This is a genomic window from Streptococcus sp. ELY_90, from assembly GCF_058314475.1.
In genome coordinates, this window is record NZ_JBZFUJ010000003.1 from 144,345 (window position 1) to 169,446 (window position 25,102).

Sequence of the window (25,102 nt, forward strand, 5' to 3'; positions counted from 1 at the left end):
CAAGATGTCAGATAAATATAATGAATTCAAGAATTTACTTAGGAGATTTGTAGAACAGGCAAACATTAATATTAAGGGAGGTAGCGATAGGTCTCCACATTTGTCTCCTGATAGTTTTGAGAAAGATAATTATAAACTTGAATCAAGTAAAAATATGAAAATTGATAAAGTAAGAATTGATAATAAATGGTTTGACATTCATTTGAAATCTGGGTCTTCTTATGGTCCAACCAAAAAGGGATCATCAACAGTACCTTATATCGACTATTATATTGACAATAATTTATGGGCTAATTTACGGTTTACATTTAATTCAAAAACTATTGATAAAGTAAGTATTGTAATTTGGGATTCAAATAAAGTTGACCATAAAACGGGCATAGACGCTAAGATAAATGATTTTGATCTGAATGATGAGAATGTCCCGAATGATGCTTTAATAAGTTTTTTTGATCAGTATATGAATATTAAAGAAAGCGAAATCTATCGTACATTGATATCTAAAAATCATAATATAATAGAAGAACCACAGCCTAGTTACAACGATAGTAAATACGCTCGGGTTCTGAGACAATCCAAAAACCTCATCCTCCGCGGTGCGCCGGGGACTGGGAAAACTTATCTTGCTAGGCAGATTGCTGAGGAGCTGACTGGCGGAAATGATGACCAAATTGGTTTTGTCCAATTCCATCCGTCTTATGATTATACGGATTTTGTGGAGGGTCTGCGTCCTGTTTCAAATGGAGATGGGAGTATCGGTTTTGAACTGCGGGATGGGATTTTTAAGGAATTCTGTAAGAAAGCAAGAGAAGATCTAAACAAAAACTTCGTCTTCATCATTGATGAAATCAATCGCGGGGAGATTTCCAAAATTTTTGGAGAGTTGTTTTTCGCTATTGATCCGAGTTACCGTGGGGAGAAGGGTTCAGTATCAACCCAATATGCTAATTTACATGAAACGGATGAGAAATTTTATATTCCTGAAAATGTCTATATCATTGGTACCATGAATGATATTGATCGCTCGGTTGATACTTTTGATTTTGCTATGCGCCGACGTTTCAGGTTTGTCGAGGTGACGGCAGAGGATAGGGCAGATGAGATGCTTAGTGATGAAGAGGTTAAAGGTAGATTAAGACGATTGAATGCTGCTATTGAAAGTAATGAGGAACTTGGGCGGCATTATCAAATCGGTCCATCTTACTTTATGGATTTAGATAAGGAAGAAGTAACTACAGCAGAGCTTTGGTCAGATTACGTAGAACCACTTTTAGAGGATTACCTACGCGGTTCCTATGATGAGGTAGAAAAGCTGAAAGAGCTAGAAAATGCTTACAACTTAATAGAAAAGGAAGAGTCAGATGAGACTGACGGATAATAATTCAGTAGCTAGGTCTGAATTTGAAGCTTCTTATCCTCGGCTGTCAGAAAAATTGTTGGATAGAACGCTGGAAAGTCTTTCCCAAGAGGACAATCTCTTTATTTTCCCGCATGATTTGCTGGATTCTCTTGATTTGGAAAAAGATGGTAAAGTGCTGGAGACAGTCAATGATCGGATTAAAACGCAAAATATTATCGGTTTTCTGGGCTGTGGGGAGGAGCGCTTGAGCATTCATTCGCGTTTTGCTACTGGAGATGATGACTATTTCTTGCATTACATGCTGCAAAAGGTACTGCAGCTCAATCTGACTAGTCTTGATGTCGGCCTGTCTCAGGAAGACAGCTGGTACCAGCTATTAGTCTATCTCTTTCCCAAATATCTTGAGGCAGCCTTGCGTAAGGGGCTTTATAAGGAATACCAGCGCTTTTTCTACAATGACAGTCATATCAAGGGGACAATAGCAGTTGCCAGACATATTAAGCAGAACACACCTTTTACAGGGAAAACAGCTTATTCAACTAGGGAATTTTCCTTTGATAATGTCCTCATGCAGCTGGTTCGCCACACCATTGCCTTTATTCAGCATACTGTTCCCAATGGCAGAGCGCTTTTGTCCAGCTCATCTTCAGTTAAGGAAAATGTAGCTGAAATTGTACGGGTAACACCCAGTTATCGATTTTCAGATAGGGCTAAGATCATCAGAGAAAATCAAAATAAACCTATCCGTCATGCTTACTATCATGAATATCGGACTTTACAGCGGCTTTGCCTGATGATTTTGCGTCAAGAAAAGCATGGCTTGGATCAATCCCACCAAAAAATCTACGGTCTTCTTTTTGATGTCGCCTGGCTCTGGGAAGAATATCTGGGAACCTTGCTTGGAAAGGAATTTGAGCATCCGCAGAATAAGGCTAGTACGGGTGGTATTTCTGTTTTTTCTGACAGGACAAGAACAGTTTATCCAGACTTTTATAGCCGCGAGTTAAGTATCATTTTAGATGCTAAATATAAAAAATTGGAAACGACTGCGAAGGGGATTGTCCGAGAGGATCTATTCCAGTTGATTAGTTATACTTATGTTTTAGAAGCTAAGGTGGCTGGCTTGCTATTTCCAAGTACTGAAAGAGAAGTTGTTAATTATATTGGAAAGCTTGCAGGTTACGGTGGAATTTTGAAAAAATGGTCTCTCTTGATTCCCCAAACCACTGTTAGCTATGCAGACTTTGTCCATCAAATCCAAGCAAACGAAGTTTCTTTTCAAGAAACCATTAAAACTTTAAACGAAAGCGAGCAAACTAATGACTGAAAACCTAATCTTAATCCGTCCTAGTCTTGACTGGGAAGAGGAGTTACTGGCTTACAAGGAAGCCTTTAGAGATGAGCACATGCATGGCGGAGCGGGTCTTGATAGATTTGATCGGATGTCTGACTGGTTGGTCTACTTAGAAAAGCTGTCAAAGGATAAACCGGCAGAAGAGGGGTGGACAGCAACGGCTTTTCTCTGCATTCGCCCGTCCGATAAGCGGATGGTTGGCATTTGCAATGTCAGACATTATCTCAATAGTTTAGGCTTGCTTAATGTTTCAGGACACATTGGTTATTCCATTCGGCCTGATGAACGTCAGAAAGGCTATGCCAAAGAGCAATTGCGTTTGGCGCTGTCAGAAGCTAAGAAATTGGGCATTGAAAAGGTTTTGCTGACCTGTGCAGACGGGAATACTGGCTCTGAACGCACGATTTTGGCTAATGGCGGGGTCTATGAAGACAGCCGTCTGGATGAGACTACAGGTGATATGATGAAGCGTTACTGAATAGATGTGACTAAGGAGCATAAGGTATGAAATTAGTATTTCTGCATGGCCTGGGTCAAGATGCTTCATCTTGGGACGAAGTGATTGCAGCCCTGCCTGACTATGATTGCCTGGCCTTAGACTTATTTACGGATGGTCGGCTGCCGGATACTTTTGAAGAGTTGCACAAGCGGGTCGATCAAAAATTGACGGCCATTCACGAAGATTTTGTTTTGGTTGGTTTGTCGCTGGGCGCTATGCTGGCTCTGTCTTTCTTGGAAAATCCACCGCGGCACATGATTGCGCTTGTTTCGTCAGCAGGTCAGTACAAATTGGCTGGCAATAAAATCTATAAACTGCAGCTTTTTTTGTCTAAGCTGATACCGAAAGCTTTCTTTGCCAAACGAGGCATGGATAAGGATAATTTGCTGACCTTTTATGGCGGTTTAAGCCAGTTTGATTTGTCTGTCAGCCTTAAAAACGCAAACATTCCCTGTCTCTTGATGTGTGGGGATAAGGACAAGGCTAATTTAAAAGCAGCCAAGCAAATGGCTGCGCTGTTAAAGCATGCTTGGCTGGAAATCATCAAAGGCGGCCGGCATGAACTCAACCGGCAAATGCCGGAAGTCTTTGCCCGAGTCCTTGCTTCTTATTGCCAGTCTTTCTAAAAAAAACTCTCCTCAGTCAGCTGAAGAGAGCTTTTTGATGTGGAACTGCTGCATTTGGTCTACCAATCTTCTTATCTTATTTGAAAGTATTGATAAAGCGTGAATAGCCAAACTGCTTCGCTATTACCTAAAAAACAGACCCGAGGGTCTGCTTTTTATAAGTCTGTATAGTCAAGTCCCAGCGAGTCGGCTACGGCCTTGTTAGTTACTTTGCCGCGGTAAATATTGAGACCGGTGCGCAGAGCTGTGCTGTCAGCAACAGCTTTATCGGCGCCTTTGTCAGCTAATTCAAGGGCATAAGGCAGGGTAGCGTTGGTCAGAGCGAGCGTAGATGTCCGAGCGACAGCTCCCGGCATGTTGGCAACGGCATAGTGAACCACTCCGTCAACCAGATAGGTTGGGTCGTCATGAGTTGTTACGCGGTCGGCTGTCTCAATGATACCGCCCTGGTCAACAGCGACATCAATGATGACAGAACCTGCCCGCATTTGTGCGACCATGTCTTTGGTTACCAGTTTTGGTGCGCGTGCTCCCGGAATCAAAACGGCTCCGATGAGGAGGTCTGCATCTTTAACGCTTTCTGCGATATTGAGCGGATTGGACATGAGTGTCTGTACCTTGCCGTCAAACTGCGCATCCAGCTCAGCCAGGCGTTTTGGATTGACATCAATAACAGTGACTTTGGCGCCGAGTCCGACAGCCATTTGAGCCGCATTGACACCGACATTGCCGCCACCGATGATGACCACATGGCCTTTTTTAACACCGGGAACACCGCCGAGCAGAATACCTGATCCGCCTTCGATTTTGGTCAAGAACTGAGCACCGAGCTGAGTTGCCATGCGTCCTGCCACCTCACTCATAGGATTGAGCAGCGGAAGTGTGCCATGGTCGACAACAGTTTCATAGCCAATGGCAATGACATCTCCGTCAATCAGAGCCTGCGTCAATTCCGGTGCCGGTGCCAAGTGCAGGTAGGTGAACAGCAAAAGACCGGAGCGGAAGAATTGGTATTCACTTTCTAAAGGCTCTTTAACTTTGATGACCATATCAGCTGCCCAAGCTTCAGCAGCGCTTTCTTTGATAACAGCCCCCTGTTCTTGATATTCAGCATCGGTAAAACCCGATCCAAGACCCGCATCCTTTTCGACCCAGACGTCGTGTCCGGCTTGTTTGAGCGTCAGCACACCGGCTGGTGTCAGACCAACTCGATTTTCATTGTTTTTAATTTCCTTAGGTACACCAATAATCATATTGTAACCCCTTTCATTTGATAAAAGTATTTTCCCATATTGACAGGCAATAGTCAAGAAAAAATCAAAAGACACTTGAAAACAAAAGGGAATGTGACTGTGCTGCGCGAACCAAATCTGCTTTTCTTAGTCTCATTGTCAGCTGTTCTTTTGTTTGCTGTAAGCTCAGTAATGAAAGAGACGAGAGGAGCTCTTGTGATTATACTGGGCGAGGAGAAGTAATACTTGTTTGGGGAAAATATTTCACAGGAAATCATAACCACCCGTTTGACGGGTGGTTATGATTATGGCTTCCAGCCAGTTTTTCTCGGAGAGAAAAATGAGAAAACCACCAGCTAGGCTGGTGGCTGACAAGGCTTCTAGCTTCCATTTATTATGAGTAAGGTAAGTTTTGTCTTAGACTCTTTTGAGTTATACCAGAATAACGGTTGTCTCTTTTTCAATAATTAAACGTTTGGCTTCATCAGCGTCTGAATCTGTAATTAGAGCAGTAATATCTGACCAGTCACAAATTTTATAGAGACTTTTTCTTTCAAATTTGCTAGAGTCGGCTAAGATATAAGCTTTATTAGCTTGTTTTATTATTTCTTGGTCAACGGATACATCTGAAGAAGAGGGACTTGAAGGACCATCAATATTTGAAAAACCATCTGAACCAAGGAAGCAAATATCAACGAAGACCTGTTTTATTTGTGAAATTGTCCAACCTCCGAAGACTGATGAGCTTTTAGGACGAAATTCTCCACCAAAAAAGAATAGCTGATTATCTGAATTAACCAAAGCATTTGTAACAGGTAAAGAATCTGTAAAAATTTTATAGCCAGATTTTTGAGCTAATAAATAAGCTAATTCAACAGTTGTACTACCTGTACCAATGATAATTGAAGCATTGTCTGGAATGAGTTCAAGAGCTTTTTGGGCGATTCTTTTTTTATCAGAAGTATTTTCTTTTTCACGTGTGTTGTAAGATAATTCGATTGCATTTTGTTTTAAAATAGCCCCACCATGGCTTTTTATAAGCAGTCCCTTTTTTTCCAGATAAGATAAATCTTTGCGAATTGTTTCATAGCTAACCTCAAATTGTTCAGATAATTTGCTGACATAGACAGTTCCATTATTTTTTAATTCATCAAGAATGAGTTGACGTCTTTTTTCTAATAACATAGTTTAACCTCGCTTGTTTCTAAAGATAATTATATAGTAAAACCAATAAAAAACAAGTATTTTACTTTAAAAGACAACAAAAAATAATAAAAACCAATAAAAAACTATTGACACCAACCAAAACCAATGCTAAAATACAGATATAAAAAAGAAAGCGATTACGAGGAGGTAACAAATGAAAACAAAAATCGCAATTGCCTGTGATGATTTGGGATTTGAAACAAAAGAAGCTCTCAAAAACTATCTTATCGAAGAAAAAAATGCTGAGATAGTTTATGATCCTGTAAAAATCCCAGAAGATGGTGTCAATACTTTTGCAGTTCTGGCGGATGAAATGGCTGAGGTTATTCAACGTGACAAATGTCGATTAGGAATTTACATCTGCGGTACTGGAATTGGTTTTACTTGTCAAATCAATAAACATTGGGGAATTAGAGCGACAGCTGTAACGAATCCTTACTCAGCAAAGCGTGCAAGACTTAGTAATAATACACAGGTTATTGGTCTTGGTTGCCGTGTCAATGGTCTTGAATATCTTAAACAGATTGTAGATGCTTGGTATGATGAACCATTTGATTTTAGTACAGCTCGCGAAAATTCAAAGAAAAATTTATTGGAAGCAGAAGCTGATGATAATCGTTTATTGAAAAAGCCTGATTATGTCGCGTGGAACATGGGCTTTAGACCTGAATAGTAAAGGAGGAGGCTAGTTATAAGCTGGCTAGTAGAAAAATGGAAGTTATTACAAATTTTATTAATGATTTAGGAAATTTTATTTTTATTCCACTAATTTTCTTGATTTTCATGCTGATTTTACGTCGACCGCTTTCCGAAGCAATTCAATCAGCAATGAAGGTTGGGATTGGTTTTATTGCTTTATCTCTTGTCATTAATTTCATGTTAGATAAAATGGAGCCAGCCATTACTGGACTAGCAGAAAAGACAGGATCTTCTTTAAGTGCTATTGATGTTGGTGGTGCTGCGACTGCGGTTATGGGATTTGGTTCAAATATGGGAGCAATTATTATTCCACTATGTGTTGGTATTAATATTCTTCTTCTTGTTTTGAAATTAACTGACTGTGTTAATGTTGATGTTTTTAATCTTCATCAAAATGCATCAATGGGTGCAATTGTGGCTGTTTATTCTGGTAATTTCCTTTATGGAGTTTTAACAGCAGGACTTTTCCATGTCTGGGCACTTATTGCAGCTGATTTAGGTGCAAAACGTAATAATGAATTTTTTGGGTTACCAAAAGGAGTTTCCATTTCACACCCTGTTGCTAATACTTATCTTTTATTTGCTTACCCGTTTAACTGGATTTATGATCATATTCCTGGTTTGCGTCATTGGAATGTTACCGCAGAGTCTATCCAAAAACGTTTTGGAGTCTTGGGTGATCCAACAGTTGTAGGTTTTATTCTTGGTGTGCTTTTAGGATTATTTGGTTATGATTGGAGTAACCCTTATACAACAATTATCTCAAGTTTACAGCTTGGTATGTATTTGGCAGCTGTTATGCTTCTTCTTCCTAAGATGACTTCAATCATGATGGAAGGACTTGTTCCGCTTTCAAATGCTGCGCGTAAGAAATTGGTTAAAAAATTCCCAGACCGAGAAATTACAGTTGGTATGGATACGGCACTTATTGTTGGTAATCCATCAGTTATTGCTCCAGCCCTCCTTCTTATTCCTGTAATGGTCATTCTAGCAGTAATTCTACCTGGAAATAAAGTCATGCCACTGGGTGACTTATCACAATTTGTTTTCTTCATTGCATGCATGGTCCCTGTGTTTAAGGGAAATATTATTCGTACCTGGTTGACTTCGGCAATCCTATTTGGTGGCGGTCTCTATATTGCATCATGGATGACACCAGCAACTAATGAGGTCTTCCAAAAATTTGGTGCAGGCGCTAAAGAAGGTGTCATGTATTCTTCTTTAAACCCATCCGCTAATCCTTTTACAGGTCTCTTTGCGGCAGTATCACATATTGGATTAATTGGTTATATTTTAGTTGGAGCAATTCTTGTTGCAGTAGGCTATCTACTTAAGAAAAAAGAACATGCTCAAATCGAAAATGCTTAATAAATAGAAATAGAGGTAATTATTATGGCTAAAAAAATTCTTGTCGTTTGTGGAAATGGTATTGCTTCATCATCAATTATGGTGTCAGTTTTACAAGATTTCTTAAAAGATGAAAAAATTGCTGATGTTCAAGTTGATAAAGCTTCTCTCATGGATTGTTCAACTGAAAAGTTCAATAGCTATGATTTAGTTGTTTCATCTACAAAACTTGAAAATGAAGGTTTAACAGTTCCAGTTATAGTTGGAGCAGGTTTACTTACTGGTATTGGTGAGGATGAAATCTTTGATGCTGTTAAAGGTGAAATGATTAAATAGGAGTTTATTATGGTTTATGTTGTAGTGAATGATGCAGACGAAACTGTAAACGATTATCAATCGGCAATTCGTTTTGCGGGAGAAGCACTTCTTGAAGTAAATAATATTAAAAGTGACTATATTCAAGCGTGTATTGACCGTGAGGTTGATTTTCCCACAGGTTTATCGTTGGCAAGTGGACAAGGCGTAGCAATGCCACACGGTAATTCTGATTTTGTGACTGAAGATAGCGTAAGTGTTGTACGTTTATCAAAACCAGTTGCTTTTGGATTAATGGAAGATAAGAATCAAAAAGTTGACGTTACATTAGTTTTTAATCTAGCTTTGTCATCAGGAAAACAGCATATTGCAGTTTTACGTAAAGTGATTGCTCTTTTTCAAGATGACGTATTTATTAAGCAATGCCAAAAAAATAGTGTTGAAGAAGTAGCTAGTGAAATTAAAGCAAAACTAGATTCTTAAAAGTTGAGGTAGACAAAATGGAAGAATCCCAAATTATTCTATCTGATATTGAAAAAGCGGTAAATCAGATTGATGATGAGAAATTGGATGATTTGGCGAATAAAATTGTAAATTCACATCATATTTTTTTAGCAGGTATGGGAAGGTCAGGTTTGATGATTCGTGCATTTGCTAATCGGTTGATGCATTTAGGATTATCAGTAAGCGTTGTTGGAGACATTAATTCCCCCCACACACAGCCAAATGATTTAGTGATTATTGGCTCTGGTTCTGGAGAAACAGATAGTTTAGTTTCATTGATAAAAAAAGCTAATACGTTATCGTTAGATTCAGCTCTTATTACAACAAATTTATCATCTACAATTGGAAGATTATCCAATTTAGTTTTGGTGCTTCCTGCTCAAAATAAAGCTAGTGAGCAAGTTGGAAAACAACCTATGGGTTCAGTATTTGAACAATCTAGTCTGGTTTTATATGATATCCTTATTTTAAAATTAATGAAGATTTTAAATGAATCTAATGAAAGCATGGTAAAACGTCATGCAAATTTAGAATAGTACTCTCCTTTCTAGTATTTAGTTGCCCCAATGATGGGTGTTGTAAGGACTGAGTGAAGCATGATGTCAAAAGGATTGTAAAAGCTGATTTAGAATCCGTTCAATCAATTATAATTACACAAGCAAAGAAGCTGAGCCCCTGTGTCTCAGCTTCTTTTATTATGTGACTTTTAGTGAGTAACACGGCGGCGGGCAGCTTTTTTACGATTTTCTTCAATAAAAGCGGCTTTCTTTTCTTCTGGGTCAATAATTGTTTTCTTAACAGCGAAGACAGCTCCGGCCACCGTTGCGGCAGTACCGATAACGCCTGTCGCAAGACCTTTAGCAAATGCATACTTTTTAGCCATAAATAAGACTCCTTTTAATATGTTATAATAGTACTATTATCTTAAAAATTACCGTTTTTTTCAAGGAAAAAGTGCATGAAAGAAAAAATACTTGTGGTCTTAGGTCCGACAGCAGTCGGTAAAACAGCTCTGGGTATAGAGTTGGCTCAAAAATATCAAGGAGAAATTATCAGCGGAGACAGTCAGCAAGTTTACCGCAAGCTGGATATTGGAACGGCCAAAGCAAGTGCAGCTGAGCAGAGAGCGGTTCCGCATCATCTGCTGGATGTACGTGATGTCAGTGAGAGCTACTCAGCTTTTGACTTTGTTCAGGAAGCAACGAGTGCTGTTGAAGCTATCAGGCAGCGCGGGCATCTGCCGATTATTGTAGGAGGAACCGGGCTGTATTTGCAGAGTTTGCTGGAAGGTTATCATCTGGGCGGTCAGGTCAATCAAGATGAAGTTCTCACTTATCGCAAAGAATTGGAGGAGCTATCAGACCAGGAGCTTTTTGGTCTGCTGAAGACGTATGACATCAAACTGCCAGAAGCAAACCGCCGCCGTGCCACCCGAGCACTGGAACTCCGCAAGTTCAGTCAGGGAGTCCAAAATCATGAGAATCCTTATGATTTTTTAGTGATTGGTCTAAACGATGACCGCCAAAAGCTGTACGAGCGGATTAACCGGCGTGTTGATCAGATGATGGCTCAGGGACTGCTGGATGAAGCGAGATGGCTGTATGAGAATTATCCTCAGTCACAGGCCAGCCGCGGCATTGGCTACAAGGAGCTTTTCCCTTATTTTGCCGGAGAGATCAGCTTGGAAACAGCGGCAGCTCAAATCAAGCAAAACACTCGGCGTTTTGCCAAGCGTCAGCTGACTTGGTTTAAAAACCGTATGGCAGTTGATTTTTACAGGGTCAATGATGCAGATTACAAGGAGAAAATTGATCAGGCAGTGGCTGATTTTTTAGGTAAAAATCCACCGCTTTAGCATGAAGAAGCACAGCGACTTTCTTTGGGGAACAGGATTTTTTTCGGGGTATATTTTTCTTCCTTTAAATGTGTTTTACATTCGTTAAGGACTGATAAAGAATAGCAAAATTGTCTGACTTTTCCAGGCAGCTGTGATATAATAATGTTTAAAATTACTAGTCTAAATGGTATAGAAAAGACTTCAAAACGGATGAAAGCGAGGGGCAGGAATGAATGATTGAAACCAGTCAAAAACAAGAGCGTGTTATTCTTGTCGGTGTGGACCTGCCGGATAGTGAGAATTTTGAAATGTCCATGGAAGAACTGGCCAGTCTCGCTCAGACAGCAGGAGCTAAGGTCATTCATTCCTTTTCTCAAAAAAGAGAACGCTGCGACAGCAAGAGTTTTATCGGATCAGGAAAATTACGGGAAATCAAGCAGTTCATTGAAACTGAGGCTGTTGATACCGTGATTGTCAATAATCAGCTGACACCTCGTCAAAACACTTATTTAGAGGCTGAATTGGGTCTTAAGGTAATTGACCGGATGCAGCTGATTTTGGATATCTTTGCCATGCGGGCCAGAAGTCATGAAGGAAAACTTCAGGTTCATCTGGCACAGCTCAAGTACATGCTGCCGCGTCTTTCTGGACAAGGAGTTATGCTTAGCCGTCAGGCTGGGGGAATCGGCAGCCGCGGTCCGGGTGAAAGTCAGCTGGAACTTAATCGCCGCAGTATTCGCAAACAAATTGCCGATGTTGAAAAACAGCTCAAAGCTGTGGCTAAAAATCGGGAAACTGTTCGTGAGAAGCGGCTGGATTCAGAGACGTTTAAGATTGGCTTGATTGGCTACACGAATGCCGGCAAGTCAACAATCATGAACATTTTAACTGAGAAGAACCAGTATGAGGCCAACGAACTCTTTGCAACACTCGATGCAACGACCAAGCAGATTTATCTGCATGATCGTTTTCAGGCGACAGTGACGGACACTGTCGGCTTTATTCAGGATTTACCGACCGAACTTGTCGCCGCTTTTAAATCAACGCTGGAAGAGAGCCGTCAGGTTGATTTGCTGCTGCATATTGTTGATGCCAGTGATCCTAATCATGAGAACCATGAACGCGTTGTTCTAAATATCCTGTCTAATCTTGGGATGTCAGCTATTCCGCGTTTAGTAGTTTACAATAAGATGGACAAGGTTAAAAATTTTACGGCCAGTCAGTATCCTTATGTCAGTCTTTCGGCTAAATCTCAGGAAGGAGCCTCAATTTTACGTCAGGCTATTGTGGAGAAATTAAAGAGTATGTTTGTGCCTTTCACTCTTAAGATAACTGCTGAAAATGCCTATAAACTCTATGATTTGAGCCGCATAGCTCTGCTTGATTCCTATGATGTTGAGGATGGTAAAGAGATTAAGGGTTACATTGCAGAAAAAAACAAGTGGAGGCTGGAAGCATTTTATGTCGAACTATCTTGAGTTAGCTCTTAAGTACGGCGGGTTCACCGGCTTGGACAAGGTTTATTTAGAAAATAAACTGGCATCTCTGTCTGATGCAGATAAACTGGCCTTTATCACACCGCCGCCGAGTGTTATTAACGCCTATTTTGCTGAAATTTATCAAAAGCAATCGCCTCAAGCAGCAACAGACTATTATTTCGATTTAAGTCAGCAGCTGCATCTGCTGACTGATCAGCCTTCCTTTGACGAGCAAAAACCTTTTGTCCGCCTTAATTTGTCCGGGAAATCCTACGGTTTTGCCTATGAAAATGAAGAGGAGGTTGCTCAGGTTTTCAGCGAGCAGGACGAGCCGATTACAGATGGGCTTTTGTTTGAGCTGGCCCAGATTTTTCCCCAGTATAAGGTTTTTATGGACGATCAGACGATAAAAATGAAACCCTTAGCAATCGAAGAAAGTGAGAGTGAGACAGTCGAAAATAAGTCAGCCCTTCTGACTGATATCCGGAAACTAAAAGATGGTTCCGTTAAGATTTCAAGTTTCAACCAGGAAGAAATCATGGAAGTGGCTAAGGCCTACCAAGGCCAGCGATATTACAGCTATGCTCAGCATCAGGCTGTGCTTTATATTATTGAAGATTAACCAGTATGGAAAAGTATAAACAGAAAGTATAGTCAGTATGGAAATTCAATTTTTAGGAACTGGCGCCGGTCAGCCGGCTAAAGCCAGAAATGTATCAAGCCTTGTTTTAAAACTTTTAGATGAAATCAATGAAATTTGGATGTTTGACTGCGGAGAAGGAACGCAGCGTCAGATTTTAGAAACGACAATTAAACCGCGTAAAATCAGAAAAATTTTTATCACCCACCTGCATGGCGACCATGTTTTTGGACTGCCGGGTTTTTTATCGAGCCGTGCTTTTCAGGCCAATGAAGAACAGACCGATGTGGATATTTACGGCCCTGTCGGGATCAAAGGACTGGTAATGAGCAGTTTGCGGGCTTCAGGTGCCCATCTGCCTTATCGCATTTATTTCCATGAGTTTAATGATAAGCACTTGGGTAAGATTCTTGAAACAGATAAATTCACAGTCTATGCTGAAAAGCTGGATCACACGATTTTTTGTGTGGGTTACCGTGTGGTTCAAAAAGACTTGGAAGGCGCGCTTGATGCTGAAAAGCTGGCTGCTGCAGGTGTTCCTTTTGGTCCGCTGTTTGGCAAAATAAAAAATGGCCATGATGTTGTTCTGGAAGACGGAACAAAGATTATTGCCAAAGATTATGTTTCAGCTCCCAAAAGGGGGAAAGTCATCACAATTTTGGGAGATACCCGCAAAACGGATGCCAGTATTCGTCTGGGTTTGGGTGCAGATGTCTTGGTTCATGAGTCGACCTATGGCAAGGGAGATGAAAAATTAGCCAAGCGTCACGGCCACTCTACCAATATGGAAGCAGCCAAAGTAGCAAAGGCTGCTTCGGCTAAGAAGTTATTGCTTAATCATATCAGTGCCCGCTTTTTGTCGCGGGATATCAGCAAGATGAGAAGCGATGCTCAGGAAATTTTTGAAGATGTCCATGTTGTCAGGGACTTAGAAGAAGTAAAACTATGAACGAACGTATTATTGTAATCACCGGAGCATCCGGTGGAATCGCTGAGGGGATAATCAAGCGTCTTCCTCAGACAGACAAGCTTGTTTTGCTCGGCCGAAGCAAGGAAAAATTGGAAACCATGTATGCTCACCGCAAGCAAGTGAGCTGTTTTTCGGTTGACATTACAGATGATGAGGCTGTAAAGGCTATGGTTGATACGATTTATCAAGAATTCGGACGCATTGATATTTTTATCAACAATGCCGGTTTTGGTGAGTTCAAGGATTTTGATCAATTTTCAAATAGTGACATTCGAGAAATGTTTGATGTTAATACGTTGGCGACCATTAATTTTTCACGTCTTGTCGGTCAAAAGATGGCCGAAGCAGGCAAGGGCCATATCGTCAATATTGCCAGCATGGCAGGCCTGATTGCTACAAGCAAGTCAACGATTTACTCAGCAACCAAATTTGCCGTTATCGGTTTTTCCAATGCCCTGCGCTTGGAGCTGGCAGACAAGGGGGTCTATGTGACTACGGTCAATCCCGGACCGATTGCGACGAAATTTTTTGATCAGGCCGATCCCAGCGGTACTTATTTGAAAAGTGTTGAAGAATTTACCCTGCAGCCGAGCGATGTGGCTAAAAAAATAATTGCCCTTTTGGGACAAAACAAACGAGAACTCAACCTGCCTTGGACCTTGAAGGCAGCACACAAGGCCTATATCCTTTTTCCAAGATTATCGGATTTTCTAGCCAGAAAGGTATTTAATTACAAATGATCACCTCCAAATTTGATTGGAAAATAAAGGAAGAAAAGCCAGATGATGGCTTTTTTGAACTGATAAAAAAAGAAAAGCTCAATCAGACGGCAGCTCAGATTCTCTACGGGCGCGGCCTTAAAAAAGCCGATGTTCTCGAGCAGTTTTTACACCCGGATTTGTCACAGCTTCACGATCCTTATCTTTTAAATGATATGGGAAAAGCAGTTAGGCGGATTCGTCAGGCCATTGAAAATTATGAATCTATTTTAATCTACGGCGACTATGATGCAGATGGCATGACATCCAGTTCTATTGTCAAAGAAGCACTGGAGATGATGGGCGCAGAATGCCAAGTCTATCTGCCCAACCGTTTTACAGACGGGTACGGTCCCAACCAAAGTGTTTATAAATATTTTATTGAGCAGCAGGGAATTTCGCTGATCATTACGGTAGACAATGGTGTTGCCGGCAACGAAGCGATCGCCTATGCCCAAGAACAAGGGGTCGATGTCATCGTTACAGATCACCACAGTATGCCTGAGGAGCTGCCGGATGCCTACGCCATTATTCATCCGGAACATCCGGATGCAGCCTATCCTTTTCACTATTTAGCAGGCTGCGGTGTTGCTTTTAAACTGGCTTGCGCTCTGTTAGAGTCTGTTCCTGTAGAAATGCTGGATTTAGTGGCTATCGGAACGATTGCTGATATGGTTTCTCTGACAGACGAAAACCGTGTCATGGTTAAATACGGCTTAGAAATGCTGAAGCAGACTGAGCGTATCGGTTTGCAGGAATTGCTGGATCTCTCAGATGTTCAGGCGGACAGCATTGATGAAGAGACTGTCGGTTTTAAAGTAGCTCCGCAGCTCAATGCGCTGGGACGCTTGGACGATCCCAATCCTGCTGTAGAGCTGCTGACGGGCTTTGATGAAGATGAGGCTAGGTCGATTGCGGTCATGATTAATGACAAAAATGAAGAACGCAAAGCTATCGTTCAGACGATTTTTGATGAAGCCATGGCTATGGTGGACAAAACAAAACCTGCTCAGGTTTTGGCCAAAGAAGGCTGGCATGCCGGTGTTTTAGGCATTGTCGCAGGACGTATCATGGAAGAAATCAGCCAGCCGGTAATTGTCCTTAACATTGAAAATGGTTTGGCCAAAGGAAGCGCCCGCAGTCTCGATGCGGTCAATATTTTTGCTGCTTTGAATGAGCACAGGGATTTGTTTGTGGCCTTTGGCGGGCACAGCGGTGCGGCCGGCATGACTCTGAAAGCTGACAAATTAGACGACTTAGCTCAGGTTTTAACAGCTTATATTGAAGAAAACCATATCGATCTGTCTCAAAAGAATCTGCTGACGATTGACGCAGAGCTTTCTCTGCCGCAGCTGAGTCTTGAGACGGTTAAGGGCTTGGAAAAACTGGCACCGTTTGGAATGGATAATGCTAAACCGGTTTTTCTGATAAAGGATTTTAAGGTAAAGCAGGCCAGAACGATGGGGCAAGCTGGAGCTCATCTCAAGCTTCGTCTGGCTCAGGAAGCATCTGAGTTTGATCTGATTGCCTTTAATCAGGGAGCACTGGCTCAGGAATTCCAGCAGGCTCAAAATCTGGAATTGGCTGTGACCTTATCTGTCAACCAGTGGAATGGCAACACCAGTCTTCAGCTCATGCTGGTAGATGCCCGGATTGAAGGCATTCAGCTGGTGGACATTCGTTCGCGCAGCAGCGCTCTGCCTGAAGCAGTACCGATTTTAGATGATAAAACGGCTAGTAAGGCTGTGGTCCTGCTGGAAGTTCCTGAAAATGAAAGGGACCTGCTGGCACTGTTTGCCGATCGTCATTTTGAGGCCATTTATTTTAAAAATAATATTAAGCACCGCTATTATCTGACAGGTTACGGAACGCGGGAGCAGTTTTCAAAGCTTTATAAGACAATCTATCAGTATCCTGAATTTGATGTCCGCTATAAGCTGAAAGAGCTGAGCCGCTACCTCAATATTCCTGAGATTCTCCTTGTCAAGATGATCCAGATTTTTGATGAACTGGATTTTGTCACCATAAAGGACGGTATTATGACTGTCAATAAGGACGCTGATAAACGGGATATTGCTGAAAGTCATATTTATCAGGACTTAAAGCGGCTTGTCAAATTTCAGGAGCTGATGGCTCTGGGCACACCGCAGGAAATTTATGATTATCTGACATCGGGGCAGGAAGACTAAGTCTTGCCTTTAATCTGACCTTATAGTTTCAGGATCAGTCTGGAACGAAAGTGACAGACTCTCCTCACAGCGGACAGTGAAAAAACACCATTCACTAAAAGCCGTGAGGAGAGTTTTTTTCTGTTTTCAGAGGGAAGATGCGTAGTTCTATTTTTATCGCTAATATGTTATAATAAAGAGTAAAAGATTTTTTGGCAGATTGCCCTAGAAAGTAAGAAAATGGATTTAAAAGATTACATTGCAACTATTGAGAACTACCCGGAAGAAGGAGTCCTTTTTCGTGATATCAGTCCCTTGATGGCTAATGGAAATGCCTATAGCTATGCTGTTCGTGAAATTGTCCAGTATGCGACAGACAAAAAGATTGATATGATTGTAGGACCGGAAGCACGCGGCTTTATTGTCGGCTGTCCGGTTGCTTATGAGCTGGGTATCGGATTTGCTCCGGTCCGTAAGCCCGGGAAGCTCCCGCGCAAGGTGATTGAAGCAAATTATGAAAAAGAGTATGGTATTGATACGCTGACGATGCATGCTGATGCTATCAAACCGGGACAGCGCGTCTTGATTGTTGATGACCTTTTGGCAACTGGCGGAACTGTTAAGGCAACGATTGAAATGATTGAAAGACTGGGAGGCATTGTTGCCGGCTGTGCCTTTCTGATTGAGCTTGATGAGCTTGAAGGGCGCAAGGCTATCGGCAATTACGATTATAAGGTACTCATTCATTATTAAGGATAAGCTATAGCTGTTTTCTATATCTAACTAGAGAAATTATATATTTGAAAACTATATCTCCCTGCTTTATAATATTAAAATAGATATTATGTAGAAATGGAGATATTTTCATGCCAATTACTCTCGATAAAAAATTACCTGCGGTGGATATTCTAAAGTCTGAAAATATCTTCGTCATGGATAATAAAAGGGCGATTCATCAAGATATACGGCCCATGAGCATTTTGATTTTGAATCTGATGCCGACCAAAGTAGCAACGGAAACTCAGCTGCTTAGACTCTTGGCCAATACACCTTTACAGATGAATGTTGATTTTTTGTATATGACCAGCCACCATTCGAAAAATACGCAGGCTGAACATATGAAGACTTTTTATAAAACCTTAAAGGACATCAAAGGAACGTTTTATGATGGCTTGATCATTACGGGAGCACCGGTGGAGACGATGCCTTTTGAAGAAGTTGACTATTGGGAAGAGCTTTGTCAGGTTTTTCAATGGTCTAAGACCCATGTCTATTCAACCCTGCATCTTTGCTGGGGAGCTCAGGCCGGGCTTTACTACCGCTATGGGGTTGATAAGGTTAAGATGGGTGACAAACTTTCAGGCATCTATCGGCAGAAAGTAGAAGAACCTTACAGTCCCTTGATGAGGGGCTTTGATGATTGGTTCCTTGCTCCTCATTCACGTTATACGGAAGTTCTCTTAAAGGATATCATCAATAAGACAAATCTCGAAGTGATTGCCAGCGGCGATGAGGTAGGGCTTTCTATTTTGTCGAGCCGTGACATGCGAGAAATTTACAGTTTCGGCCATCTGGAATATGACCGGGAGACCTTAGGAATCGAATATAAGCGTGATATTAAGGCTGGTAAAAATCCTAAGATTCCAAGCAATTATTATCGAAATGATGACCCGCAATCTCATCCGGAAATGCGCTGGAATCTTGCTGCTGCAACTTTCTTTAGTAATTGGATTAATTATGCCGTTTATCAAGAAACTCCTTATCGCTTGGAGGAGCTGGAAAAGGATGTTTCATTTTATGGCTATCTGTAAGGAGGTTCTATGAGCTTTTTGCAACATTATAAATCAGGGAACTTGGTTTTGCCGAGTGCCTTGCTTTTTCATTACAAAGATATTTTCAGCAGCACGGAAGACTTTTTGATTTGGCAGTTTTTCTATCTGCAAAATACAACTAATATGGAAGAAATTGCCACCAGTCAGATTGCTGCTGCAGTCGGCAAGACCGTAGCCGAGGTCAATCGCTGTGTTTCAAACTTGATCAGTCAGGAGCTCTTAGCCATGAAAACCATTGAGCTGGACGGTGAGAGTGAAGTGATTTTTGATGCAACTTTGGCGCTGAAAAAATTGGATGACCTATTGGAACAGCCTAAACAGAGCATGAGCCAGTTTAATCCGGCTGCTGCCGGCGGCAATGCTTTTAAAGATTTGGTCGAAGATTTTGAAAGAGAGCTGGGGCGGCTCCTCAGTCCCTTTGAATTGGAAGACTTGGAAAAAACGGTTGCAGATGACAAAACAGATCCCGATCTTGTTCGGGCAGCCCTGCGGGAAGCTGTTTTTAACGGCAAAACGAATTGGAATTACATTCAGGCTATTTTGAGAAATTGGCGCCGGGAAGGCATCACGACCCTGCGTCAGGTTGAAGAGAGACGGCAGGAGCGTGAAGAAGCCAATCCGGCCAATGTGACAGTTTCGGATGATTTTCTGTCTGCCATGAATTTATGGAGTGACTCAGATGCGAGATAAAAAGAAGGGCATCAGTCTTTCCGAACGTTTACAGGAAATTGCAGGCTTTGTACCCAAGGGTGCAAGGCTTCTTGATGTTGGAAGCGACCATGCCTATCTGCCTCTTTATCTGCTGGAAAAAGGGCATATCGATTATGCCATAGCCGGTGAGGTGGCAGAAGGTCCCTACAGCTCTGCCTTAGAAAATGCGGTTGAAGCTGGTTTATCAGATCGTGTGGATGTCCGTCTGGCCGACGGTTTAGCAGCAATGACAGAATCAGATGGCATTGATGTCATTACAATTTGTGGTATGGGCGGACGGCTGATTGCAGAGATTTTAGAAGCAGGAAGGGCTAAGCTGTCTTTGGTAAAGCAGCTGATTCTGCAGCCCAATAACTGCGAAGATGAGCTGCGCCTTTGGCTGATGACCAATGGTTTTGCTATCGCGGCTGAAAAGATAGTGACCGATAAGCAAAAATACTATGAAATCATAGTAGCCGAGCAGGGGCAAATGAATCTGTCAGCTGCGGATTTGCGCTTTGGTCCTTTTTTGCGGCAGGAATTGTCTGCTGTTTTTAAGGCAAGGTGGCAAAAAGAGCTGTTTAAATTGGAGCTGGCTCTAGAAAAAATTCCTGAGACAAACAAGCAGGATCGGCTGACTCTAACGGAGAAAATACGTCAGATTAAGGAGGTGCTTGATGAAAGCACAGCATATTATTGAACGCTATGAGGCCTACTGTCCGCAGGAGCTGTCGCTTGAAGGAGATATATCAGGTCTTCAAATCGGAACTTTGGATAAAGACGTCAGCCGCATCATGCTGGCGCTTGATGTGCGCGAGGCAACGGTTGCTGAAGCTATTGAACAAAAGGCAGATCTGCTCATTGTCAAGCACGCTCCAATCTTTCGCCCCTTAAAAGATTTGACAGCGACTGCGCAAAATCAGCTTTATATTGATTTAATCAAGCATGACATTGCTGTTTATGTCAGCCATACCAATATTGATATTGTTCCTGATGGGCTTAATGACTGGTTTTGTGATTTGCTGGGAGTTACCAACCGTGATATTTTAAGCCCAAGTAAGGACGGCTACGGCATTGGGCGTGTCGGAGATATTGCACCGATTAGGTTTGAAGATTTGGCCATGAAGGTCAAAACGATTTTTCACTTGGACAGCATTCGCTTGGTGTCGTATGCTGAGGACAATCCTGTCATTTCGCGTTTAGCCATTTGCGGCGGCAGTGCTCAGAGTTTTTATCCTGACGCGCTGGCTAAGGGGGCTCAGGTCTATATCACTGGTGATATCTATTATCATACAGCTCAGGAAATGCTGACAAACGGCCTTTTGGCCTTGGATCCCGGTCATCATATTGAGGTCCTTTTTGCTGAAAAACTGGCTGCCAAATTTGAGACTTGGAAGTCTGAAAATAACTGGGATATTGAGATTTTGATCAGTCAGGCCAATACCAACCCTTTCTACCATTTGTAGGAAGACACTGACAAAAAATAAGTTGGGAGTAAAGCTGAACATGAGGATATTTTGATGAGAAAAGTTGCTGTCATCGGTGCAGGGATTGTAGGATCAACAGCTGCCTATTACTTGTCTAAAGAAAAGGACCTTTCGGTAACCGTCTTTGACCAAGGTGACGGCCAAGCTACTAAGGCTGCTGCAGGTATCATCTGTCCTTGGTTTTCTAAGCGCCGCAATAAAGCTTGGTATCGTTTGGCACGTTTGGGTGCAGATTTTTATCAGATCTTAGTGGCTGATTTGCAAGCAGATGGTTATGCGGCTGATTTTTATGACCAGGCAGGCGTCTTCTTGCTAAAGAAAAATGAAGATAAGCTAGAAGAGCTCTATCGTATAGGAAAAGAGCGGCAAAAAGAGTCTGCCTTGATTGGACAGCTGCAGCTGCAAAAGCGAACGGACCTTGATGGAGACTTGGCTGATTTGAGCGGATTTAACAATCTGCTCTATGCTTCCGGAGCGGCTCGTGTTGATGGTGCGAAACTGACACAGACGCTTCTTGCTGCCAGTCAGGCTGATCTGGTCCGCGAAGAAGCTGTCTTAACAGTCAAAACTGATGGCTCTTACGATGTTTCTGGCCGGACTTTTGACGCCGTTTTGCTCGCCTGCGGCGCCTGGCTGCCTCAAATACTGGAGCCGCTGGGTTATAAAGTCGATGTCAGGCCGCAAAAAGGTCAGCTGAGAGATTTCTTTTTTAAAGATTTGCAAACGGAGCATTATCCGGTTATTATGCCGGAAGGTGAGTTGGATATTATTCCTTTTGCTGGGGGCAAGATCAGTATAGGTGCTACTCATGAGAACGATCAAGCGTTTGATTTAAGCATTGACCATGAGCGTTTAGATGAGTTAGAAAAAGAAGCACAGCTTTATTTTCCAAAATTAAAAGATGCGGTTTCAGCAAGCGCCCGTGTGGGAACACGTGCCTACACCAGTGATTTTGCGCCGTTTTTTGGAGAAGTGTCCGGGCTGCCAGATATCTATACGGCAAGCGGCCTGGGGTCTTCGGGTCTGACAACAGGTCCACTCATAGCCGATCAGCTGGTCAAAATGCTGACGGGTAAGCCTTTAGATCTGCCAGCCGGCGATTACAGTCCTGCTAAATATGTGATTAAGGGTAGTTAGTGACACCGCTAACAAAAAGTGATAAAATGTAAAGTGATTAAATATAAAGAGGAGACCTAGAATGAAGGGTATTATTCTTGCAGGGGGTTCTGGGACACGCTTGTATCCACTGACTCGCGCTGCGTCCAAGCAACTCATGCCGGTTTATGACAAACCAATGATTTACTATCCGCTTTCAACTCTGATGCTGGCGGGAATCAAAGATATTTTGATTATTTCAACGCCGCAGGATCTGCCGCGTTTTAAGGAACTGCTTCAGGATGGTTCAGAATTTGGCATTAAGCTTTCATACGCTGAACAGCTAAGTCCGGATGGCCTCGCACAAGCCTTTATTATTGGCGAAGAATTTATCGGTGATGATAACGTAGCCCTGATTTTAGGAGATAATATTTATTACGGTCCGGGTCTTAGCCGTATGCTGCAAAAGGCTGCCAGCAAGGAAAAAGGAGCAACAGTTTTTGGCTATCAGGTCAAGGACCCGGAACGCTTTGGGGTGGTTGAATTCGATGACAAAATGAATGCCATTTCTATTGAGGAAAAACCGGAACAACCTAAATCGCACTATGCGGTTACAGGCCTTTACTTCTACGATAACGATGTCGTTGAGATTGCCAAAAACATCAAACCGAGCCCTCGCGGGGAATTGGAAATTACAGATGTTAACAAGGCCTATCTTGACCGCGGAGACTTGTCTGTTGAAGTCATGGAGCGCGGCTTTGCATGGTTGGACACAGGAACCCATGAAAGCCTGTTGGAGGCTGCCCAGTACATTGAAACCGTGCAGCGCATGCAAAACCTGCAGGTAGCTAACCTCGAAGAAATCGCCTACCGCATGGGCTATATCACTAAAGAGCAAGTACGTGAACTCGCTCAGCCCCTCAAGAAAAATGAATACGGACAATATCTGCTCCGTCTGATTGGAGAAGCTTAATGACAGAAGACTTTTTTGAAAAAGAATTAGCTGCCCGCAAAATTGAAGAAATTCCTGGGATGATCGAATTTGATATTCCTGTTCACGGGGACAGCCGCGGCTGGTTCAAGGAAAATTTCCAAAAAGAAAAAATGCTGCCGCTCGGTTTTCCGGAGAGTTTCTTTGCTGAGGGCAAGCTGCAAAACAATATCTCTTTCTCCCGTAAAAATGTTCTGCGCGGCCTCCATGCGGAACCGTGGGATAAATATATCTCTGTAGCGGACGAAGGTAAAGTTCTTGGGTCGTGGGTTGACCTGCGTGAGGGTGATACCTTTGGCAATGTCTACCAGACAGTCATTGATGCCTCAAAAGGGATTTTTGTTCCCCGCGGTGTTGCTAATGGTTTTCAAGTCTTATCTGACAAGGTAGCCTACACCTATCTGGTTAATGACTACTGGGCCTTGGAACTCAAACCCAAATACGCTTTTGTCAATTATGCAGACCCAGCTCTTGGCATCAAGTGGGAGGATTTAGCTGCAGCGGAAGTCTCAGAAGCCGATAAAAATCACCCACTGCTGAAAGACGTTAAACCGCTCAAAAAAGAAGACTTGTAAAAAAGCTGGCCAAACAATCCCAATACAAAGAAATTTAAAACAAAACAGGCTGAAAGTGCTGAAGAAAAGCTAGTGCACAGGCATATATTGTCGGAGATCTATCTTTCTTACGTTTCTTCATGCCTTTTGTATCTTATGGAGAAAACATGACTGAATTTAAAAACATTATCGTAACCGGCGGTGCCGGTTTCATCGGTTCAAATTTCGTACACTACGTTTATAATAATCATCCAGATGTCCATGTGACTGTCCTTGACAAGCTCACTTACGCCGGAAACCGCGCCAACCTTGAAGAGATTCTCGGTGATCGTGTGGAGCTGGTTGTCGGTGACATCGCGGATAGCGAATTAGTAGACAAACTAGCTGCCAAAGCAGATGCCATTGTCCACTATGCGGCAGAAAGCCATAATGACAACTCGCTCAAAGATCCTTCGCCATTTATCTACACGAACTTTGTGGGCACTTACACACTCTTGGAAGCTGCCCGTAAGTATGATATTCGTTTCCATCACGTGTCTACCGACGAAGTTTACGGAGACCTTCCGCTGCGTGAAGACTTGCCGGGTCATGGTGAAGGCGAAGGTGAAAAATTCACGCCGGAAACCAAATACAACCCCTCATCACCTTACTCATCAACCAAGGCAGCCTCTGACTTGATTGTTAAGGCTTGGGTGCGTTCATTCGGTGTCAAGGCAACTATTTCCAACTGCTCCAACAACTACGGACCTTATCAGCACATCGAAAAATTCATTCCGCGCCAAATCACCAATATCCTGTCAGGGATCAGACCAAAACTCTATGGTGACGGCAAAAATGTCCGTGACTGGATTCACACCAACGACCACTCGACAGGTGTCTGGGCTATTTTGACTAAAGGACGGATTGGTGAGACCTACCTCATCGGTGCTGACGGTGAAAAGAATAACAAGGAAGTGCTTGAACTCATCCTTGAAAAGATGGGTCAGCCCAAAGATGCTTATGACCATGTGACGGATCGTGCGGGCCATGATTTACGCTATGCTATTGATTCGACCAAACTGCGTGAAGAACTCGGCTGGAAACCGCAATTCACCAACTTTGAGGAAGGTTTGGAAGATACCATCAAATGGTACACTGAGCATGAAGACTGGTGGAAAGCTGAAAAAGAAGCCGTTGAAGCTAACTACGCTAAAACTCAGAAAGTGATTAACTAAAAAGCTGCTTGGGTTTTTCGCCAAGCAGCATAAGCAATCCTTGCCGCATCTATTTTTAGTAGACAGAACAAGGATTTTGTATAGTTGAGTTCATAAAAAACGTGCCAAATTCTGGCACGTTTCAGACCGAAGACAAACTTCTTTTTGGAGGTTTGTCTTTTTTTAAAATTCTCCAGAAAGTATGTCCTGAGGTGACAATAACTAAGGCATTTACTTGAATTTGACCAAAATAAAAAGGCTTTCCTG

Annotated in this window: 27 protein-coding genes; 24 read left to right on the top strand and 3 right to left on the bottom strand. The window is 42.3% G+C overall.

Translation table 11 applies throughout. The features are described from left to right. The first annotated feature begins 4 nt into the window (after positions 1–4). From AC4HAF_RS03215 to AC4HAF_RS03230, 4 genes are read left to right on the top strand one after another with little or no spacing between them, the layout of a single operon-like run. The gene (locus AC4HAF_RS03215) at positions 5–1,378 is read left to right on the top strand and encodes an McrB family protein (protein WP_491096640.1); all 1,374 of its coding nucleotides are present in this window, start codon (positions 5–7) and stop codon (positions 1,376–1,378) included. Then, a complete protein-coding gene (locus AC4HAF_RS03220; RefSeq protein ID WP_491096641.1) occupies positions 1,362–2,687 on the top strand; it encodes an McrC family protein in 1,326 nt (441 codons plus the stop codon). Before AC4HAF_RS03215 ends, AC4HAF_RS03220 begins: the two co-directional genes overlap by 17 nt. Continuing rightward, entirely contained in the window at positions 2,680–3,192 is a 513-nt protein-coding gene (locus tag AC4HAF_RS03225) for a GNAT family N-acetyltransferase (protein WP_491096642.1), read from the top strand. Before AC4HAF_RS03220 ends, AC4HAF_RS03225 begins: the two co-directional genes overlap by 8 nt. Positions 3,193–3,218: 26 nt before the next feature. Next, the gene (locus AC4HAF_RS03230) at positions 3,219–3,839 is read left to right on the top strand and encodes an alpha/beta fold hydrolase (protein ID WP_491096643.1); all 621 of its coding nucleotides are present in this window, start codon (positions 3,219–3,221) and stop codon (positions 3,837–3,839) included. A 155-nt stretch (positions 3,840–3,994) separates the two neighbouring features. Here AC4HAF_RS03230 and ald read toward each other — a convergent pair whose 3' ends face one another. After that, on the bottom strand, positions 3,995–5,092 hold the full coding sequence (gene ald, locus AC4HAF_RS03235) for an alanine dehydrogenase (protein ID WP_491096644.1): 1,098 nt from the start codon (positions 5,090–5,092) through the stop codon (positions 3,995–3,997). 411 nt (positions 5,093–5,503) lie between these two features. Further along, positions 5,504–6,256 carry a DeoR/GlpR family DNA-binding transcription regulator gene (locus AC4HAF_RS03240; RefSeq protein WP_491096645.1) on the bottom strand — a complete coding sequence of 251 codons (753 nt, stop codon included), beginning with the start codon at positions 6,254–6,256 and terminating at the stop codon, positions 5,504–5,506. A gap of 175 nt (positions 6,257–6,431) precedes the next feature. Here AC4HAF_RS03240 and AC4HAF_RS03245 point away from each other — a divergent pair, with 175 nt between their 5' ends. Genes AC4HAF_RS03245 through hxlB form a run of 5 tightly spaced genes read left to right on the top strand, consistent with a single transcriptional unit; the run spans position 6,432 to position 9,678 of the window. Further along, entirely contained in the window at positions 6,432–6,950 is a 519-nt protein-coding gene (locus AC4HAF_RS03245; RefSeq protein ID WP_013643463.1) for an RpiB/LacA/LacB family sugar-phosphate isomerase, read from the top strand. Positions 6,951–6,988: 38 nt separating this feature from the next. After that, positions 6,989–8,344, top strand: coding sequence for a PTS galactitol transporter subunit IIC (locus AC4HAF_RS03250; RefSeq protein WP_491096646.1), 1,356 nt, complete (start codon positions 6,989–6,991; stop codon positions 8,342–8,344). Positions 8,345–8,368: 24 nt separating this feature from the next. After that, positions 8,369–8,659 (top strand): PTS sugar transporter subunit IIB, encoded by a 291-nt coding sequence (locus AC4HAF_RS03255; RefSeq protein WP_012962498.1) that lies wholly within the window; start codon positions 8,369–8,371, stop codon positions 8,657–8,659. Positions 8,660–8,668: 9 nt separating this feature from the next. Continuing rightward, positions 8,669–9,121, top strand: a complete 453-nt coding sequence (locus AC4HAF_RS03260) for a PTS sugar transporter subunit IIA (RefSeq protein WP_491096647.1) — start codon at positions 8,669–8,671, stop codon at positions 9,119–9,121. Positions 9,122–9,138: 17 nt separating this feature from the next. Beyond that, entirely contained in the window at positions 9,139–9,678 is a 540-nt protein-coding gene (gene hxlB, locus AC4HAF_RS03265) for a 6-phospho-3-hexuloisomerase (protein ID WP_491096648.1), read from the top strand. Between the two features lie 170 nt (positions 9,679–9,848). On the opposite strand, the gene AC4HAF_RS03270 is transcribed toward hxlB, so the two are convergent. After that, positions 9,849–10,025, bottom strand: coding sequence for a DUF3042 family protein (locus tag AC4HAF_RS03270; protein WP_491096649.1), 177 nt, complete (start codon positions 10,023–10,025; stop codon positions 9,849–9,851). Positions 10,026–10,100: 75 nt separating this feature from the next. Between AC4HAF_RS03270 and miaA the strand changes: the two genes are divergently transcribed. The 15 genes from miaA to rfbB all read left to right on the top strand — a co-directional run bounded on the left by miaA (position 10,101) and on the right by rfbB (position 24,856). Continuing rightward, positions 10,101–10,997, top strand: a complete 897-nt coding sequence (miaA, locus tag AC4HAF_RS03275; RefSeq protein ID WP_491096650.1) for a tRNA (adenosine(37)-N6)-dimethylallyltransferase MiaA — start codon at positions 10,101–10,103, stop codon at positions 10,995–10,997. Between the two features lie 215 nt (positions 10,998–11,212). Then, the gene (gene hflX / locus AC4HAF_RS03280) at positions 11,213–12,457 is read left to right on the top strand and encodes a GTPase HflX (RefSeq protein WP_491096651.1); all 1,245 of its coding nucleotides are present in this window, start codon (positions 11,213–11,215) and stop codon (positions 12,455–12,457) included. Further along, entirely contained in the window at positions 12,441–13,079 is a 639-nt protein-coding gene (locus AC4HAF_RS03285) for a cystathionine beta-lyase (RefSeq protein WP_491096652.1), read from the top strand. Before hflX ends, AC4HAF_RS03285 begins: the two co-directional genes overlap by 17 nt. A 37-nt stretch (positions 13,080–13,116) precedes the next feature. Further along, a complete protein-coding gene (rnz, locus tag AC4HAF_RS03290) occupies positions 13,117–14,046 on the top strand; it encodes a ribonuclease Z (protein ID WP_491096653.1) in 930 nt (309 codons plus the stop codon). After that, positions 14,043–14,807, top strand: coding sequence for an SDR family NAD(P)-dependent oxidoreductase (locus AC4HAF_RS03295; protein WP_491096654.1), 765 nt, complete (start codon positions 14,043–14,045; stop codon positions 14,805–14,807). Before rnz ends, AC4HAF_RS03295 begins: the two co-directional genes overlap by 4 nt. Next, complete coding sequence (recJ, locus tag AC4HAF_RS03300; RefSeq protein WP_491096655.1) at positions 14,804–17,014, top strand: single-stranded-DNA-specific exonuclease RecJ; 2,211 nt, start codon at positions 14,804–14,806, stop codon at positions 17,012–17,014. Before AC4HAF_RS03295 ends, recJ begins: the two co-directional genes overlap by 4 nt. A 219-nt stretch (positions 17,015–17,233) precedes the next feature. Then, positions 17,234–17,746 (top strand): adenine phosphoribosyltransferase, encoded by a 513-nt coding sequence (locus AC4HAF_RS03305; RefSeq protein ID WP_491091316.1) that lies wholly within the window; start codon positions 17,234–17,236, stop codon positions 17,744–17,746. Positions 17,747–17,859: 113 nt separating this feature from the next. Continuing rightward, positions 17,860–18,804, top strand: a complete 945-nt coding sequence (gene metA, locus AC4HAF_RS03310) for a homoserine O-acetyltransferase MetA (protein ID WP_491096656.1) — start codon at positions 17,860–17,862, stop codon at positions 18,802–18,804. A gap of 9 nt (positions 18,805–18,813) precedes the next feature. Beyond that, entirely contained in the window at positions 18,814–19,515 is a 702-nt protein-coding gene (locus tag AC4HAF_RS03315) for a DnaD domain-containing protein (RefSeq protein ID WP_491096657.1), read from the top strand. Then, the gene (locus tag AC4HAF_RS03320) at positions 19,505–20,215 is read left to right on the top strand and encodes a tRNA (adenine(22)-N(1))-methyltransferase (RefSeq protein WP_491096658.1); all 711 of its coding nucleotides are present in this window, start codon (positions 19,505–19,507) and stop codon (positions 20,213–20,215) included. The genes AC4HAF_RS03315 and AC4HAF_RS03320 overlap by 11 nt, the downstream gene beginning before the upstream one ends. Further along, positions 20,193–20,981: a Nif3-like dinuclear metal center hexameric protein gene (locus AC4HAF_RS03325; RefSeq protein ID WP_491096659.1), complete on the top strand. Its 789-nt coding sequence runs from the start codon at positions 20,193–20,195 to the stop codon at positions 20,979–20,981. The genes AC4HAF_RS03320 and AC4HAF_RS03325 overlap by 23 nt, the downstream gene beginning before the upstream one ends. A 54-nt stretch (positions 20,982–21,035) precedes the next feature. Further along, positions 21,036–22,139, top strand: coding sequence for an NAD(P)/FAD-dependent oxidoreductase (locus AC4HAF_RS03330; RefSeq protein ID WP_491096660.1), 1,104 nt, complete (start codon positions 21,036–21,038; stop codon positions 22,137–22,139). Positions 22,140–22,200: 61 nt separating this feature from the next. Further along, complete coding sequence (rfbA, locus tag AC4HAF_RS03335) at positions 22,201–23,070, top strand: glucose-1-phosphate thymidylyltransferase RfbA (protein ID WP_491096661.1); 870 nt, start codon at positions 22,201–22,203, stop codon at positions 23,068–23,070. Beyond that, on the top strand, positions 23,070–23,663 hold the full coding sequence (locus AC4HAF_RS03340; protein WP_491096662.1) for a dTDP-4-dehydrorhamnose 3,5-epimerase family protein: 594 nt from the start codon (positions 23,070–23,072) through the stop codon (positions 23,661–23,663). The genes rfbA and AC4HAF_RS03340 overlap by 1 nt, the downstream gene beginning before the upstream one ends. A 146-nt stretch (positions 23,664–23,809) precedes the next feature. After that, positions 23,810–24,856, top strand: coding sequence for a dTDP-glucose 4,6-dehydratase (gene rfbB / locus AC4HAF_RS03345; RefSeq protein WP_491091308.1), 1,047 nt, complete (start codon positions 23,810–23,812; stop codon positions 24,854–24,856). Positions 24,857–25,102 lie beyond the last annotated feature (246 nt).